We start from the raw sequence: 14,909 nt of genomic DNA on the forward strand, positions 1-14,909 counted from the left end.
TAGAATTGCGCTATTACCGCAGTTTTTCAGGCTTGTCCCGTTCATGAACACCCAGAGCATCATCGTTCCCAAGCTGTCTACCGTCCCGGTGCACGAAGCCCGTGCCCGCGCCATCCTGCGCTGGCTGGTGCGCGAGAAAGTCGTCGAGGAACAGCTGACCACCTGTGGCCGCACCGGCAACCGCATGGGCCATGCCCTGGCCGAAGGTGCCCGCAAAGTGGCCCTGCATCCGGAGAAACTGCCCTTCGGCGAACAGGTCAACGGCCTGGAGGTGATGCTCAAGCGCTGCATCTATACCCCTACCGAAGGTTTCCTCGAAGAGGCCGGTTGCCCCGAGTGCCGGCGCGAGGTGGGTGAGCCGCTGTTCGAAAGCCTGGAAGAATGGATGCCGGCAGTTAGCGACAACTTCACCTGCCCGTTGTGCGGCTTCGAAGATGACATCAATGGCTTCATTTACCTGCAGCCATGTGCCTTTTCCAACCTGGGGTTCATCTTCAACAACTGGGGCGAGGCCGGGTTCACCCAGGCCTTTCTCGACAGCTTCGCCGACTGGCTCGACCAGCCGGTGGCCGTGGTACAGGTAAAACTGCCACAAGGCTGACCGAAGGCCCTTATTTTGCATTGAGCGGCGCGCCGTGCATGAGTATAATGGCGCGCTTCCATTTTTCCCGCCCGGGAGCCCCCGCGATGCTGCGTATCAGCCAAGAAGCCCTGACCTTCGACGATATCCTCCTTGTACCTGGCTATTCCGAGGTACTGCCTAATGAAGTCAGTCTCAAGACCCGTTTGACCCGTGGCATCGAGCTGAACATTCCGCTGGTATCCGCTGCCATGGATACCGTGACCGAAGCGCGCCTGGCCATTGCCATGGCCCAGGAAGGCGGCATCGGCATCATCCACAAGAACATGACCATCGAACAGCAGGCCAGCGAAGTCCGCAAGGTCAAGAAGTTCGAGGCTGGCGTGGTCAAGGACCCGATCACCATCGACGCCGACGCCACCGTGCGCGATCTGTTCGATCTGACCCGCCTGAACAACATCTCCGGCGTTCCGGTGCTGGCGAACGGCGACCTGGTCGGCATCGTCACCTCCCGTGACGTGCGCTTCGAAAGCCGCCTGGACGCCAAGGTCCGCGACGTGATGACCCCGAAAGAGCGTCTGGTCACCGTCCGCGAAGGCGCCGACAAGAACGAAGTCCGCGAGCTGCTGCACAAGCACCGCCTGGAAAAAGTCCTGATCGTTGACGACAAGTTCAACCTCAAGGGCATGATGACCGTCAAGGACATCGAAAAGGCCAAGGCCTACCCGCTGGCCAGCAAGGACGACCAGGGTCGCCTGCGCGTCGGCGCCGCGGTCGGCACCGGCAAGGACACCGGCGAGCGTGTTGCCGCCCTGGTGGCTGCTGGCGTTGACGTGGTTGTGGTCGACACCGCCCACGGTCACTCCAAAGGTGTGATCGATCGCGTTCGCTGGGTCAAGGAAACCTACCCGCAAGTGCAGGTGATCGGCGGCAACATCGCCACCGGCGCTGCCGCCAAGGCTCTGGCCGAAGCTGGCGCTGACGCGGTCAAGGTCGGTATCGGCCCAGGCTCGATCTGCACCACCCGTATCGTTGCCGGCGTAGGCGTGCCGCAAATCAGCGCCATCGCCAACGTTGCCGCTGCACTGGAAGGCACTGGCGTGCCACTGATCGCCGACGGCGGCATCCGCTTCTCGGGTGACCTGTCCAAGGCCATCGTTGCCGGTGCTTCCTGCGTGATGATGGGTTCGATGTTCGCCGGTACCGAAGAGGCTCCGGGTGAAGTCGAACTGTTCCAGGGCCGTTCCTACAAGGCCTACCGCGGCATGGGCTCGCTGGGTGCCATGGCACAGGCGCAAGGCTCGTCCGACCGCTACTTCCAGGACTCCTCGGCCGGCGCCGAGAAGCTGGTACCGGAAGGTATCGAAGGCCGTGTTCCCTACAAGGGCGCGCTGGCCGCGATCATCCACCAGCTGATGGGCGGCCTGCGTTCGTCCATGGGCTACACCGGCAGCGCAACCATCGAAGAGATGCGCACCAAGCCGGAATTCGTGCGCATCACCGGTGCCGGCATGGCCGAGTCCCACGTGCATGACGTGCAGATCACCAAAGAAGCCCCTAACTACCGCGTAGGCTGAGGCTTCCAGCTACAACAGAAAGCGGGGCTGTCATGACAGCCCCGCGTCGTTTCCGATTTCCACTGACGAGATTGAGTCATGGCCCTCGACATTCACGCTCACCGCATCCTGATCCTCGATTTCGGTTCCCAGTACACCCAGCTGATCGCCCGCCGCGTGCGCGAAATCGGCGTGTACTGCGAGCTGCATCCGTTCGACATGGACGATGAAGCGATCCGCGAATTCAACCCGCGCGGCATCATCCTCGCCGGCGGCCCCGAGTCGGTCCACGAAGCCAACAGCCCGCGCGCCCCGCAGGCGGTGTTCGACCTGAACGTACCAGTGCTGGGCATCTGCTACGGCATGCAGACCATGGCCGAGCAGATGGGCGGCAAGGTCGAAGGTTCCGACCTGCGTGAATTCGGTTATGCCCGCGTGGACGTGGTTGGCAAGAGCCGCCTGCTCGACGGCATCGAAGACCACATCGACGCCGACGGCGTGCTGGGTCTGGACGTGTGGATGAGCCACGGCGACAAGGTCACCCAGATGCCGGGCAACTTCCACGTGCTGGCCAGCACCCCGAGCTGCCCGATCGCTGGCATGTTCGACGACGCGCGCGGCTACTACGGCGTGCAGTTCCACCCGGAAGTGACCCACACCAAGCAGGGCGGTCGCATCCTGTCCCGCTTCGTGCAGGACATCTGCGGCTGTGAAGCCCTGTGGACTCCGTCCAACATCGTCGAAGACGCCATTGCCCAGGTGCGTGAGCAGGTCGGTTCGGCCAACGTCCTGCTGGGCCTGTCCGGCGGCGTCGACAGCTCCGTCGTTGCCGCACTGCTGCACCGCGCCATCGGCGACCAGCTGACCTGCGTATTCGTGGACAACGGCCTGCTGCGCCTGCACGAAGGTGACCAGGTGATGGCCATGTTCAAGGAGAACATGGGCGTCAAGGTCATCCGCGCCGACGCTGAAAAGCAGTTCCTCGACAACCTGGCCGGCGAAGCCGACCCGGAGAAGAAGCGCAAGATCATCGGCCGCACCTTCATCGACGTGTTCGATGCCGAAGCCAGCAAGCTGGAAAACATCCAGTTCCTCGCCCAAGGCACCATCTACCCGGACGTGATCGAGTCGGCGGGCGCCAAGAGCGGCAAGGCCCACGTGATCAAGTCGCACCACAACGTCGGTGGCCTGCCGGAGGAAATGAACCTCAAGCTGGTCGAGCCGCTGCGTGAACTGTTCAAGGACGAAGTGCGCAAGATCGGCCTGGAGCTGGGCCTGCCGTACGACATGGTCTACCGCCACCCGTTCCCGGGCCCGGGCCTGGGCGTGCGTATCCTTGGTGAAGTGAAGAAGGAATACGCCGACATCCTGCGTCGCGCCGACCACATCTTCATCGAAGAGCTGCGCAAGGCCGACTGGTACCACAAGACCAGCCAGGCATTCGTGGTGTTCCAGCCGGTCAAGTCGGTAGGCGTCGTTGGCGATGGCCGTCGCTACGCCTGGGTCGTGGCCCTGCGTGCCGTCGAGACCGTGGACTTCATGACCGCGCGCTGGGCGCACCTGCCGTACGAGCTGCTGGAAACCGTCAGCGGCCGTATCATCAATGAAATCGACGGCATCTCGCGCGTTACCTACGACGTGTCGAGCAAGCCGCCGGCGACTATCGAGTGGGAATGATCCCGCGTCTGGCACTGCCAGGTACGATCTAGCAAAAAATGCCCTGAAGCCCGCGTAATTGCGGGCTTTTGGCTTTTTGGGTCTGGCAAATTCGGGTAGCGTTATGCATCGCCAAGCACGGTGTTTGTGTGGCATGGTACGGGGTATTGACTGCATCTAATGCCATGCATGACGCTCAATACCATGTCCTTTGCTTCAGTGTTGGCATGGTATCGAGTTGGCCTAAAGGCCCGGTTTTACTGGGTATAGACCCCATTTTTCCGCGCTTTTCAGGGCATGGTATTTTTTCATGGAAATAGTGGAAGCCATGCTCACCGATACCAAGCTTCGAAATCTCAAGCCCCAGGACAAGCTCTACAAGGTGATTGACCGTGACGGCTTGTACGTAGCCGTTACCCCAGCCGGCTCAATCTCCTTTCGCTACAACTACTCCATCAACGGCCGGCAGGAGACCATCACCTTCGGTCGTTATGGCTTAGGGGGCATCACCTTGGCAGAGGCGCGTGAGCGGCTAGGGGAGGCTAAGAAGATGGTCGCCGCTGGCAAGTCTCCAGCGAAGGAAAAAGCGCGTGCGAAGGCTCGCACGAAGGGCGCTGAGACCTTTGATGCTTGGGCTGAAAAATGGCTGCGAGGCTACCAGATGGCGGACTCGACGCGAGACATGCGTCGATCAGTCTACGAGCGTGAGTTGAAGCCGAAATTTGGCAATCAGAAGCTGGTCGAAATCACCCATGAGGATCTGCGTGCGCTGACGGATGCCATAGTGGAGCGGGGTGCCCCTGCAACCGCCGTCCACTCAAGAGAGATCGTGCTGCAAGTCTTCCGTTGGGCCATCGAGCGTGGCCAGAAGGTTGAAAACCCGGCCGATCTGGTACGGCCTGCCAGCATCGCGAAATTCGAGCCACGCGACCGTGCGTTGACGCCCGATGAAATTGCGCTGATGTACCAGTACATGGACAGAATCGGTACCGCGACTTCGGTTCGTGCTGCGGCAAAGCTCCTTCTGCTGACGATGGTGCGCAAGAGCGAGCTGACCAATGCGACGTGGAATGAGATCAATTTCAGCGAAGCGTTATGGACCATCCCAAAAGAGCGGATGAAGCGTCGTAACCCTCATTTGGTATTTCTGTCCCAGCAGGCATTGGATTTCTTCATCGCATTGAAAACCTTGGCAGGAGGTTCGGACTACGTTTTGCCGTCACGCTACGACTCTGATTTGCCAATGAGTGCGGCCACGATCAACCAGGTACTGACGCTGACCTATCGTCTTGCCCAAAAGGAGGGGGTTCCCCTAGGCAAGTTCGGTCCTCACGACCTGCGGCGCACGGCCAGCACGCTGTTGCATGAGGCGGGCTACAACTCCGACTGGATCGAGAAGTGCCTCGCGCACGAGCAGAAAGGTGTGCGAGCCGTGTACAACAAAGCCGAGTATCGTGATCAGCGTCGAGCCATGTTGCAGGATTGGGCCGACATGATTGATGAGTGGACGCTTGATAAACCTCGGAAAACAAATAGGTAGGCGCTGTCCAGACACCAGTGACCAGCCATGCTCCACGCCCGTGCCTTCACAGCACGCTCGTAACAAAAATTAAGTAAACGCAAAATCAGCCGAAGCAGATATGACCAATCATACCCAGAGGTGATCGCAAGTGAATGTAATCAATCTTCCTAGTGAAGACGAGACCCTTGGGCCTTTAATGCTTGATCACATCTACGTGACAGAAGGTGCCTCAGTCAAAGATGTAGAGGGCTCGCTCAGTCCAATCTCACCAGATGAAAAAAGCTGGGATAAGCTGGCGTTGAGCGGATTGAGCCTTGCCGCTATCGCTACGATGCGGACCACCCCGATTGGGCTTTTAGTCTCTGCAGTCGGCGCAGCGGCAGTTAGCCCATTTTTCGTTCAATTGATATCCCGCTATGCGGTAGCGAATGCGGAAGAACGAAAACAGTTGAACGAAGCTCAGGCACTAGAAGCCGCTCGATTTGCAGCGTATATGCGTAAGCACTCTGTAACTCCCGCCCTGGCCGAGAAGGCGGGGTTCCGATTCGAGCCAGGGCACCCGCTAGTTGGAAAAGTCTACAAGCGTCATCCGCTGGCAGGTGCCGCAACCCATGACAAGCATAACCTGTACATCCCAAGCGAGCGGTATGACCAAATTTTGCTCGCTGAGCGTGAAGCAGAGCTGATCAAAATGCTGGTCGACATGGGGGCGACCAGAATCCAGATCTCAAAAAAATCCGCTGAGGTAGCCCGTAGCTCAATCGACGGATCTGCATCCACTGACGTTGCTGGTTACGGCGGTAGTAGTGCGTCCTACTCCAGCAAGAACGATCAGGCCAGGAATGCTATGGACTCCAGGGAGTTTCGGCTCAGAGGTAAGCAATGGCATGAGGGCGACCGCCTGACCAGAGCGGATTACTTCTGGCTGGCCTTTGAACCATCTTGGGCAGCAGTGGTGATGGCTCGTGAAATCGGTGCGTGTGAAGCAGCGTCGCTCGAAATCAAAGAGACCACGTCGTTCTCGAACGACCGCAATATAGAGTTCCAAATCCAAGCTCAAATGCTACAAGCAGGCGCAAACGCGCAGATCACCGCAAGCACGAAGGAGGAGACCGAGTACTTCATCACGGTGGAATTCGCCCCCGCTAAGGAGCCTCGAAATCAGGGCGCATAGCTCTTCTGACCATTTACTAATCAGGTTATATGGGGGAGCAAAAAAACATTCTGAATTGCGATCGAGCCGCTCAGGGGGGAGTGCTCACCTTTGAGCGAGATTCTGCTTCTGGCAGTTAGCTGCCGGGCGTTGATGGCTGCTTTCGTCCCTCAGCCATGCGAATGACTGGTCACGTCGAATACAAGTGTGTGGTCACGTGGGCGCAATTTACCCAGTTCGACGCATTCACGGCGTCGAAAGCCGAAAGCAATCAGGAATCGAGCGAAGAGCTTTGGATACTGCTTGGCGCTCGATCTCCAGTCTGCGAGCAATTTCTGACTGGTTGAAGCCGAATTTTTGCAGTACGAGTATTTGCTTTCTTCGGTCTGTCAGTTTCATGTCCACCATTAGTCGAGCGAGATTTCTTAACTCCGCTTCGTCCGCTAGGTGCAGGGTTTGGCTAAGCATGTATCGAAAGATATACGCGTCGACCAGTTCGTCACCTGACTTTGCCTTAGGCTCTGCTCGCATCGCGCATTGTCTGCTCAACCTGGCCAGCTCTAGGTCGAACTGCGCTACAGATCTCATTGCTTGCCTGTATGCCGGGTTCCATCGTCCATCTGGTGTCTTTGGGCGGTGGGTGGTGCAGTAAAGGTTGCTCAGGCGTAGGTGTTCATCAAGGTCACGCTGACCTTCACCTTCTGCGAACAATGCTAGCTCTGCTCGCGCGCCGCAGAATCTACAAAAGCCCTTCAAGCGTTGACCGTTCAAACCGCCCAGATCCTTGTTAGACGGTTGCTTGCGCTTACATGCCAGCACCAGTTCTATCAACGTCTCAAGCGTCGCAATGAAGCGGCGATCATCTTCCGACTGCTTGTCATGGGTCAGAACAAAGGCTCGTAGCAGTTGGCGCTGTAGGCGGACCATAGCGGCAACGCCAACCAGCTGCATAATCGCGCTGAACGCTACATTCGTTCCTGCTCCGGGTATATGGCCCGTATAGCGCGATGGAAGCGTTTCGACATATGCCGCCACGGCAGGGTCGATAAGCTCTTCGACCAGACGAACGATCGCATAGCGTTTAGATGCAGTGGAGTAAGGCTCCCAGCGATCAAGGAACCGGTGAAGGGCCTCTGCGACGGAGGGGTCACACCCCTCCCAAATAGCTATGGTCGTTTGTTTTTTCATGTCAACCATTCTAGCCAATCATTCTGTCGAAGCAATAGGCACCTAAAGGCACGATCAGGCACACATTCGCTGTGACTGGTAGGGCCTAGCTATGCATCCATCGAGCAAAAAACTCATCGACAAAAAGACACTCCTGGCGATGATCCCGCTGTGTGAGCGCACGATCTATAACTTTGAAATGAAGGGTAAATTTCGTAACCGATCCATAAACCCCACCTACCACAAGGTGGAAGCCAAGGTTACCGTGGCATCTCTGGCGAACAGTTCCATGGCAGCAGCGCTTCGTAGGCTGCTACCGATGAGGCGTGCGGCAGTCGCTCCAGGACGTGGCGCAGCCACGTATAGGGCTCTTGGCCGTTGACCTTGGCGGTTTCGACCAAGCTGTAGATCTGCGCGCTAGCCGTGGCTCCCTTGGGCGTGTCACTGAACAGCCAAGCTTTGCGCCCGATCACAAACGGCTTTATGGCCCGCTCTGCCAGGTTGTTGTCGATCGGCAGGTGGCCCGCCTCGACATACCGCTCCAAGCGGTTCCAGTTGTTTGCCAGGTAAAGCACCGCCTTGCCCAGTACGCTTTGCGGTGTCACCTGTGAGTGCGTCTTGTCGAGCCAACTTTTCAACTGCTCAAGGATCGGCAGGCTTCGTTCCTGACGACCGATGAATCGCTGTTCATCGCTGGCATCCTTGAGGTCGCGTTCGATGCCATACAGTTTGTTGATCATCGTCAGCGCAACATCGGCGCGACCGGTCTTGCCCTTAGGCTGCACCTTCTGCGCTTCGACGAATTTACGCCGGACATGCGCCATGCACGCCAGTCGTTCAACGCCCGGCTGTAGCGCCAACGCGTTGTAACCGGCGTAATCATCGGTCATCACGTAACCGCGATAGCCCTCCAGCAGGCGCAGCGGCACCTCCTGCGCGCGGCTGGTGGTGTAATCGAACAGCACGACTTGTCGATCAGGCGGGCCACTGGCCTGCACCCACATCCAGGATTGACTGGTCGGATCACGATCCGGCTCTTTGAGCACCTGCACGCGAGTTTCATCGCAATGGATCACCGGGCTTTCCAGCAGGCGGTCACGCATCAGGTTCAGCAGTGGCTGAAAGTGTTCGCTGCACTGGATGACCCAGCGGGCCAGGGTTTGCCGGGGGATCTCGATACCATGTCGGTTCAGCACCGTTTCGAAGCGGTGCAGCGGCAGGCCATCGACGTACTTGGTGGTTAGCAACATCGCCAGCACGCTGGGACTGGCCATGCTCTTTTCAATCAATTGGGCCGGCTTGTCAGCGGTGACCGGCGCGGTTTCGCAGCCACGGCAGCCATAGATTTTGCGTACGTGTTTAAGCACACGGATCTGCATCGGCACGATGTCGAGTTGTTCGCTGGTTTGCTCGCCAACCACGTGTTTGCGGCAACCACAGGCGCAAGTCAGTTCGTGCTCGGGCAAGTCATGAATGACTTCAATGCGTGGCAGGTCAGCCGACAGTGGCTTGCGTTTGCCGCGCTGCTTGCTTGGCGCAACAACTTCTTCGTCGGCATCATCAGCGGTAGGTACCCACTGACTTTCGGGTTCATTGAACAACGCCAGTTGGGGCGTGTTGGACTCGACGGTTTGCTCGGACTTGCGATTGAATAATCGGTCACGCAGCAGCTTGACCTGTTCTTTAAGGTCGACGATCTGACCTTTGTCGACCGTGCGCTCGGCCAACAACTGCGCAAGCAGTAGTTTGAGCGCGGCAGGGTCGTCAGGAAGGTTATCGGGCACTGAAATCATGGCCCGGATTATACCCGGTCAGGCGACGAAACGAGGAGTCAAAACCTGATGCGGACGGTTGCGCCAGAGATCGAAACCGTCGAGTAGCCAATTCAGTTCCTGGACGGTCAGTACGATAGCTTCGTCGGTCGCGTCGGGTGAAGTTTTGAAACGCTCGGCTTCGAGGCGCTTGAGCCAAAGGCAGAAGCCGTTGCGCTCCCAATACAACACCTTGATGCGGTTACGGGCTTTATTGAGGAAGACGAAAAGTACCGGGTCGAACACGGCGACCTTGATGTCCAGTTCGACCAGGGCAGTGAGGCCGTCGATGGACTTTCGAAAGTCCACGGGCTTGGGGTAGAGGTAGACTTTTTCGACTTTGCTGTCGGGGCGCATCATGGCGGGCTGGCTCCAGAAAGAAATCGGGAGCACAGCATCGGGAATCAGGTGGACGGTTGGAATGTGGGGATGATGGATCCCTTACTAAATTTCCACGTCGAATTGCGGTGAGTAGCCGCAAGGTCGTGTGGGATTTAGCTGAGATAGAGGAGTGGATTGATACATGCAGGGAGTTCGGCCCTCCTCCTAGGCCAGGAATGGCAGTCTGAGCGGTGCAGGTCAGGCCTGAGACAAGGTCGATATCGCGTCTTTACTCAGACACTGCAAACGCTCTGGTAGAGCTGAATAGCGCATGTTCACAGCTTGTGCTTTTCAGTTCTCAGGACGAAGCGCAGATGTACCACGATAGGATGAGAGCCGGTTTTTTTTCGTTGCTCGTCGACTCCCGAGGTGAAAAGCGCCAGTCTTCTCATCGTTTGGCTGATATGCCAAAAGTGCTCAGTTTGTTGGACAAAAAACGTGACACGTGGATGTCCCAAGCAGAGTTCATCCGACCCAATAGGCGAGTCGTTAATCTTCTGCGGCTTGGCTTGCTGTTCGCCGACCTCGACACTTACCGCGTGCCCGCGCTGGCTGGGCGAGCGCCTGACCAATTGGCCGCGTCCGTCCTATACTTCTGCGCCGAAGAGGGCTTGCCGCCGCCGTCCGTGCTGATCTACAGCGGCCGGGGCATACAAGCCAAGTGGCTGCTGGAGGGCACGATTCCACGACAGGCCCTGCCCCGCTGGAACGCCTGCCAACGCTACCTTGTGGATCGTCTCGCGCACGTCGGGGCCGACCCGATGGCCAAGGATGCCAGCCGCGTGCTGCGCACCGTCGAGACGGTCAACAGCAAGAGCGGCGAAGTCTGCCGTGTGGTTCACGTTCAGAGCGGCCTCGATGGTCAGCCGATCCGCTACAACTTCGAGTATCTAGCCGAGGCCCTTCTACCGGCAGCCCGATGGACTATCGAGCAGCAACGGCAGGAGCAACAGAAACAGGCCGAACAGCGCGCATCGAGAAAGCCTTTCCTTTTGGTGCCCGGCAGCAAAATCGACAATCTGCGCGGGTTTTCCGGCCGACAGCTCGCGTGGGATCGGCTGGAAGACCTGCGCAAGCTGGCCGAGCTGCGCGGTGGTGTCGGTGAAGGCAGCCGGATGCAGCACCTGTTTTGGCGATTGAATTTCCTGCTGCTGTCCGGGGCGACCAACAGCAAGCAGATGTACCACGAAGCGGCTGCGCTGGCCCGCGAACTCGATCCGCAGTGGAATAGCCGCTCGAAAGAGCTTATGACCCTGTTCAGCAAGGCCAAAGCCTACGAGGCCGGGGAGAAAATCAGCTTTGGCGGAAAGAACTACGCGCCGCTGTACACGCCGAAGAACGACACCCTTATCAACCTGTTCGGCATCACTGAGGACGAACAACGCCAGCTCAAAACGATTGTCAGTCGGGTCGAGGCTGCAGAGCGCGATAGGAGGCGCCACGAACTTCGTAGGCGAGCTGCCGGTTCTGTAGATCGAGAAACCTACCTTGAGGCTGCCAACGCTAAGCAGGCGCAGGCGCAGGCCCTCAGACGCGAAGGCCTGAGCGTGCGAGCCATCGCTAAGCAAATGGCTGTATCCGTGGGGGCCGTCTCGGGCTATCTCAAAGCTCCCGCCGTAGAGTGTTCAGAGTCCGTCCGTATTACTAATGGCGAAGCCCCTGCGCTTTTGGCGGCGCTCCGTCCAAGCTGATGGTCTAGGTGTTCAAAGTCCGTGCGTATTACTAATGGCAGAGCCTTCCGAGCGTTGGATCAAGGCTGTCTGGGGTCGTCATTCTGATGAAATGCCAGAAGGGTGCTGGTCCGAAGTAATAAGGCGGCTCGGATTTTGAATTCAGGGGGAGATGACGCTTACGTGCGGGAGATCTGAAGGGATGAGCTGAGACAAGTCCGTGCGTATTACTCGGATTGGGTATCTCCGGAAAAACAAACCCCCGCACTCTGGCGGGGGTTGTAGGGTCAACGGTCGCCGGGGGAGTCGAGCCTTTGGGCTTCCTGCGTCGCTCGGATCGCCATCAGAATTTGCTGGGCTTGAGCAGCATTGCTCTTGCTACCAAGCAGTGGGAGGCGATTCAGGTGTTGCACTCCGGAAAACATGTGAAAGGAAGCCGAAAGGGCCAGCGGGCTAACTCGAAGCTGCAACGCGGTACATTGTCGACCCAGTCTATCGAGCAATGGCCCGTAGCCTTTGCTTCGTAGCCAGCGGCCGAACGCCCACATGGCAATGGCCAAGGTGGAGGCGAGTACGACGAATCCAGCGAACATCAGAATGCTATTCATGGTTATTTCTCCGGGTGGTCATTGCTTGAGGTTATGCTCGAAACGTCGGTGCCTCCGGAGTTCGAGCTGGTGTGCGTATCTGGTCGAATGACATTGGATTCCATAGCTAGGGCTTCCGCAGCCGGCGTTGCGGATTTGAGCGAACTGGAGGCACCGTGAGCTGGCTGTGGAGGACCAGCGCCAAGCGACGCTGAGTGTGCATTCTCCATGCCCGGGACTGTCAGTGAGGCGATTACGCCAAGCGCTTTTGCACCACCATTGGCCGCTTGGGACAGTGCGTTGCCGGAACTAACAGCTCCCCCTTTCGGTGTTGCTTTCTGATCATTGTCATCGCCGCTCTGCGAGGCCTTCCCGGTCTGCTTAGCGGCCTGCTGTGTGCCGCTGCTGGGCGGGGCCGATTGGGTAGTTGCGCCACCTCCAGTTTTCACGCCTGCGGAGCTGGCCGTCTTGGCAACTGCCCCGCCGCCAGTGTTGGCCCCGACGCCAGTGGGGGTAGCGCCACCTACAGCCGGAGCGGCACCACCGGCGGAGCTTGCACCGGCAAAGCTGGAGTTGATCGCCCCTGCGAGACCGCCCCCGGCACCCGCTGCACCTGCACCGGTACCGGCTGCACCACTGCTGCCAGCGGCGCCGAGAGCACCGACAGTAGCAGGAGCGGCAGCCCCGGCTGTGGCGATGGTTGCGATTGCCGCCGCTGCACCGGCAGCACCAGCCGCCGCCATACCGCCGATGGCTGATCCACCACCCATCGAGGTGCCACTTATCATGCCGCCGATGAGGTCAGGAATGGTCTTTGTCAGATAGCAGCACACCAAGGCCAGACCAACCATCGTCATCAACGACGCTTCGTCATTGGTGTAGGCGGCCAACCACTGCTTGGCCGACTGAACGATCAGGCCGACGATCAGCGTTAAGACGAACAGCTTGGCTCCGATTGCGACGGTGAAACGCATTGGGGCGATCGCAAAATCACGCGTCCATTGTGAGCCGCCAAAGCCAAAGAACAGCACCGAAGCATTGATGATGACGTAAGACTCTACGAGCGTTACGAACATGAATGCAGCGATGAAGGCGAAACACGCCAATACAAGGATTGCGCAAACTGCGATCAGAAGTCCTTTGGCCGGCGAAAACACTGATATGCCCTTCACCATAGTGCGGCCAAAATCCAGCGCAACCGCCAGCATATCGCCGGGTTCTAACGCACGGCTGAGGCCGCTCGCAGATGCCGCCGCATCGCGGAAACTATCGACAATGGCAGATGACCACTCCACCGAGTACTTCATAATGGCAAGGAAGAAACCGACCACCAGGACGAAGCGCAGCAGCTCGCCGACAATCTCGCCGAAGTCGGCTTGCTTCATGACCAGAGGTATGAACGTCCAGATGAACTGAATCGAGGCCAACAGCCAGAATAATCTGATCGCATAGTCATACAGCTTTCCTGACCACTGGTGCGACTGATGTAAAACGAGGTCGAGTAGGCCCTGCACCGATGTGTCAGCATGGGAAAGGTCGGAGGTTGCCATAGCATTTCCGCTCACGAACGCACTCGCTAAGGCGAGGAACAACAGTAGGCGAGTATCCATAGCTAGTACCCCTTAACGCCGCCGCGAGTGTTCGGGCGCGCTTCAAACGAGGCATCAGCGTCATGCTGTTGCCGTTGGTGCTCAATCACAGAGGTACATTCGCAGTCGCTCTGAATCGCCACGGTGATCATCGAACCGATTAGTGCAGAGCCGAAGCAGATCAACGTGATGAGCCATTTCGAAATAGCCATTCTCAGTACCCCTTCACGCCGCCGCGTGTGTTTTTGCGAGCTTCAAACTGTAGTTCGGTAGCTTCGCTGGCTGCTGCCCTGTCGCCCTGCTGAGCCAGATAGTTGCCCTGCATGTTGATTTGCGTAGCCACAAGATCGCGCAGCTTTTGCAATTGCTGTACGTTCTGTGAGGCAATTTCGTTGCCCGCCTGAAGTGCCTGCATCCGGCCGACGGCCGACTGTGAGCGGGTCATCATGCGGTCAAGCTGCTCGCCCTCAGTCTCAAAGGTGCTGGTATTGAGGTTCGCCGCTTCCAGCGCAGCTTTCACGTTATCGCGGCCTTGCTCAGACCACGCCTGAAAGCGGTCTTGTGCCGGTGACTCAGCCGAGTTGGCAGCTTGATTCAGGTACGAATTGAAACCGGGGAAAGCCCTGCTGAACTGCGAATCCATGTTCTGGATTTGGCGGCCTAACGCTTGCGAGCGGTCGTAGATGTTCATCACGTTTCTAAGATCAGCCGCGATACTGCCGAACATCGAATCAGGCAAGCCCGTGCCCTGCGTGATCATGCTTTGATACTGCTGCACTTGGGTTTGCAGTTGCTCGGCGGTGTTTAGAGCCGTGTTAACCGCCTCAGCGTACTCGAACATTTGCTGGTAGAACGTTGAGCAGTTCGAACAGTAGATTGCATAGGCCGGGGTTGATGCGATGTATACGGCCATCGCTATAAAAGCGGCTCCAACTATTTTGGTGCTATAGGCCGCTTGGCGTAGGAATTTTTGGAACGGAGAAGCGGGTGTTTCGTTCGAGATGTTTTCTGACAGCGTTTTGTCTTTAAATCGGGCTGCGGATATATTACGCATATGATTGACCTCGATCAGTCACTATTATTCGTGCCTGATCGTGCCCCGATATGCCAGTTGCATCGATAGAATGATTGGCTACTTAGGTTGACATGAACAATATCGACTGTAATGAATGTCGCTGTGGTTCGCCCTAAAAATAATTAAGCGCCCGATTGACCGTGTTTTTCGGTCAGTCGGCGC

General features: G+C 57.9%; 12 protein-coding genes and 2 pseudogenes. 8 read left to right on the forward strand and 6 right to left on the reverse strand.

The window, feature by feature from the left end; all coding sequences use genetic code 11:
- Positions 1 to 43 precede the first annotated feature (43 nt).
- The 5 genes from NY023_RS05405 to NY023_RS05425 all read left to right on the forward strand — a co-directional run bounded on the left by NY023_RS05405 (position 44) and on the right by NY023_RS05425 (position 6,488).
- Positions 44 to 601 (forward strand): hypothetical protein, encoded by a 558-nt coding sequence (locus NY023_RS05405; protein WP_003257977.1) that lies wholly within the window; start codon positions 44 to 46, stop codon positions 599 to 601.
- 86 nt (positions 602 to 687) lie between these two features.
- Positions 688 to 2,157, forward strand: coding sequence for an IMP dehydrogenase (guaB, locus tag NY023_RS05410; protein ID WP_013971138.1), 1,470 nt, complete (start codon positions 688 to 690; stop codon positions 2,155 to 2,157).
- A gap of 78 nt (positions 2,158 to 2,235) precedes the next feature.
- Positions 2,236 to 3,813 (forward strand): glutamine-hydrolyzing GMP synthase, encoded by a 1,578-nt coding sequence (gene guaA / locus NY023_RS05415; protein ID WP_013971139.1) that lies wholly within the window; start codon positions 2,236 to 2,238, stop codon positions 3,811 to 3,813.
- A 307-nt stretch (positions 3,814 to 4,120) separates the two neighbouring features.
- On the forward strand, positions 4,121 to 5,332 hold the full coding sequence (locus NY023_RS05420; protein ID WP_038410353.1) for a tyrosine-type recombinase/integrase: 1,212 nt from the start codon (positions 4,121 to 4,123) through the stop codon (positions 5,330 to 5,332).
- A 130-nt stretch (positions 5,333 to 5,462) separates the two neighbouring features.
- Positions 5,463 to 6,488: a hypothetical protein gene (locus tag NY023_RS05425; protein WP_049798428.1), complete on the forward strand. Its 1,026-nt coding sequence runs from the start codon at positions 5,463 to 5,465 to the stop codon at positions 6,486 to 6,488.
- 225 nt (positions 6,489 to 6,713) lie between these two features.
- Here NY023_RS05425 and NY023_RS05430 read toward each other — a convergent pair whose 3' ends face one another.
- Positions 6,714 to 7,655, reverse strand: coding sequence for a LuxR family transcriptional regulator (locus tag NY023_RS05430; RefSeq protein ID WP_200873966.1), 942 nt, complete (start codon positions 7,653 to 7,655; stop codon positions 6,714 to 6,716).
- Positions 7,656 to 7,746: 91 nt separating this feature from the next.
- Between NY023_RS05430 and NY023_RS05435 the strand changes: the two are divergent.
- Positions 7,747 to 7,857 (forward strand): annotated as a pseudogene (locus NY023_RS05435) (DNA-binding protein); the annotation flags it as partial.
- 37 nt (positions 7,858 to 7,894) lie between these two features.
- Here the strand turns inward: NY023_RS05435 and NY023_RS05440 are convergent.
- Together NY023_RS05440 and tnpB are read right to left on the reverse strand one after the other, a co-directional pair.
- A complete protein-coding gene (locus NY023_RS05440) occupies positions 7,895 to 9,427 on the reverse strand; it encodes an IS66-like element ISPpu15 family transposase (RefSeq protein ID WP_013971142.1) in 1,533 nt (510 codons plus the stop codon).
- 18 nt (positions 9,428 to 9,445) lie between these two features.
- Positions 9,446 to 9,805 carry an IS66 family insertion sequence element accessory protein TnpB gene (gene tnpB, locus NY023_RS05445; RefSeq protein ID WP_009687920.1) on the reverse strand — a complete coding sequence of 120 codons (360 nt, stop codon included), beginning with the start codon at positions 9,803 to 9,805 and terminating at the stop codon, positions 9,446 to 9,448.
- Positions 9,806 to 9,891: 86 nt separating this feature from the next.
- Between tnpB and NY023_RS05450 the strand changes: the two are divergent.
- Positions 9,892 to 10,014 (forward strand): annotated as a pseudogene (locus NY023_RS05450) (helix-turn-helix transcriptional regulator); the annotation flags it as partial.
- A 126-nt stretch (positions 10,015 to 10,140) separates the two neighbouring features.
- Positions 10,141 to 11,517 carry a hypothetical protein gene (locus NY023_RS05455; RefSeq protein ID WP_049798429.1) on the forward strand — a complete coding sequence of 459 codons (1,377 nt, stop codon included), beginning with the start codon at positions 10,141 to 10,143 and terminating at the stop codon, positions 11,515 to 11,517.
- 266 nt (positions 11,518 to 11,783) lie between these two features.
- Here NY023_RS05455 and NY023_RS05460 read toward each other — a convergent pair whose 3' ends face one another.
- The 3 genes from NY023_RS05460 to trbJ all read right to left on the reverse strand — a co-directional run bounded on the left by NY023_RS05460 (position 11,784) and on the right by trbJ (position 14,726).
- Positions 11,784 to 12,104, reverse strand: coding sequence for a hypothetical protein (locus NY023_RS05460; protein WP_013971144.1), 321 nt, complete (start codon positions 12,102 to 12,104; stop codon positions 11,784 to 11,786).
- A gap of 2 nt (positions 12,105 to 12,106) precedes the next feature.
- Complete coding sequence (trbL, locus tag NY023_RS05465) at positions 12,107 to 13,693, reverse strand: P-type conjugative transfer protein TrbL (RefSeq protein ID WP_013971145.1); 1,587 nt, start codon at positions 13,691 to 13,693, stop codon at positions 12,107 to 12,109.
- 193 nt (positions 13,694 to 13,886) lie between these two features.
- Complete coding sequence (gene trbJ / locus NY023_RS05470; RefSeq protein WP_080563740.1) at positions 13,887 to 14,726, reverse strand: P-type conjugative transfer protein TrbJ; 840 nt, start codon at positions 14,724 to 14,726, stop codon at positions 13,887 to 13,889.
- Between the last annotated feature and the right edge of the window lie 183 nt (positions 14,727 to 14,909).

The sequence above is a fragment of the Pseudomonas sp. NBB genome (assembly GCF_032701105.1).
GTDB lineage: Bacteria > Pseudomonadota > Gammaproteobacteria > Pseudomonadales > Pseudomonadaceae > Aquipseudomonas > Aquipseudomonas asiatica.

Coding starts and splice junctions, on each gene's coding strand:
- NY023_RS05420 (WP_038410353.1), top strand. CDS start 4,121: ATGCTCACCGATACCAAGCTTCGAAATCTCAAGCCCCAGGACAAGCTC.
- guaB (WP_013971138.1), top strand. CDS start 688: ATGCTGCGTATCAGCCAAGAAGCCCTGACCTTCGACGATATCCTCCTT.
- guaA (WP_013971139.1), top strand. CDS start 2,236: ATGGCCCTCGACATTCACGCTCACCGCATCCTGATCCTCGATTTCGGT.
- NY023_RS05455 (WP_049798429.1), top strand. CDS start 10,141: ATGTACCACGATAGGATGAGAGCCGGTTTTTTTTCGTTGCTCGTCGAC.
- trbL (WP_013971145.1), bottom strand. CDS start 13,693: ATGGATACTCGCCTACTGTTGTTCCTCGCCTTAGCGAGTGCGTTCGTG.
- NY023_RS05460 (WP_013971144.1), bottom strand. CDS start 12,104: ATGAATAGCATTCTGATGTTCGCTGGATTCGTCGTACTCGCCTCCACC.
- NY023_RS05430 (WP_200873966.1), bottom strand. CDS start 7,655: ATGAAAAAACAAACGACCATAGCTATTTGGGAGGGGTGTGACCCCTCC.
- NY023_RS05405 (WP_003257977.1), top strand. CDS start 44: ATGAACACCCAGAGCATCATCGTTCCCAAGCTGTCTACCGTCCCGGTG.
- NY023_RS05440 (WP_013971142.1), bottom strand. CDS start 9,427: ATGATTTCAGTGCCCGATAACCTTCCTGACGACCCTGCCGCGCTCAAA.
- trbJ (WP_080563740.1), bottom strand. CDS start 14,726: ATGCGTAATATATCCGCAGCCCGATTTAAAGACAAAACGCTGTCAGAA.
- tnpB (WP_009687920.1), bottom strand. CDS start 9,805: ATGATGCGCCCCGACAGCAAAGTCGAAAAAGTCTACCTCTACCCCAAG.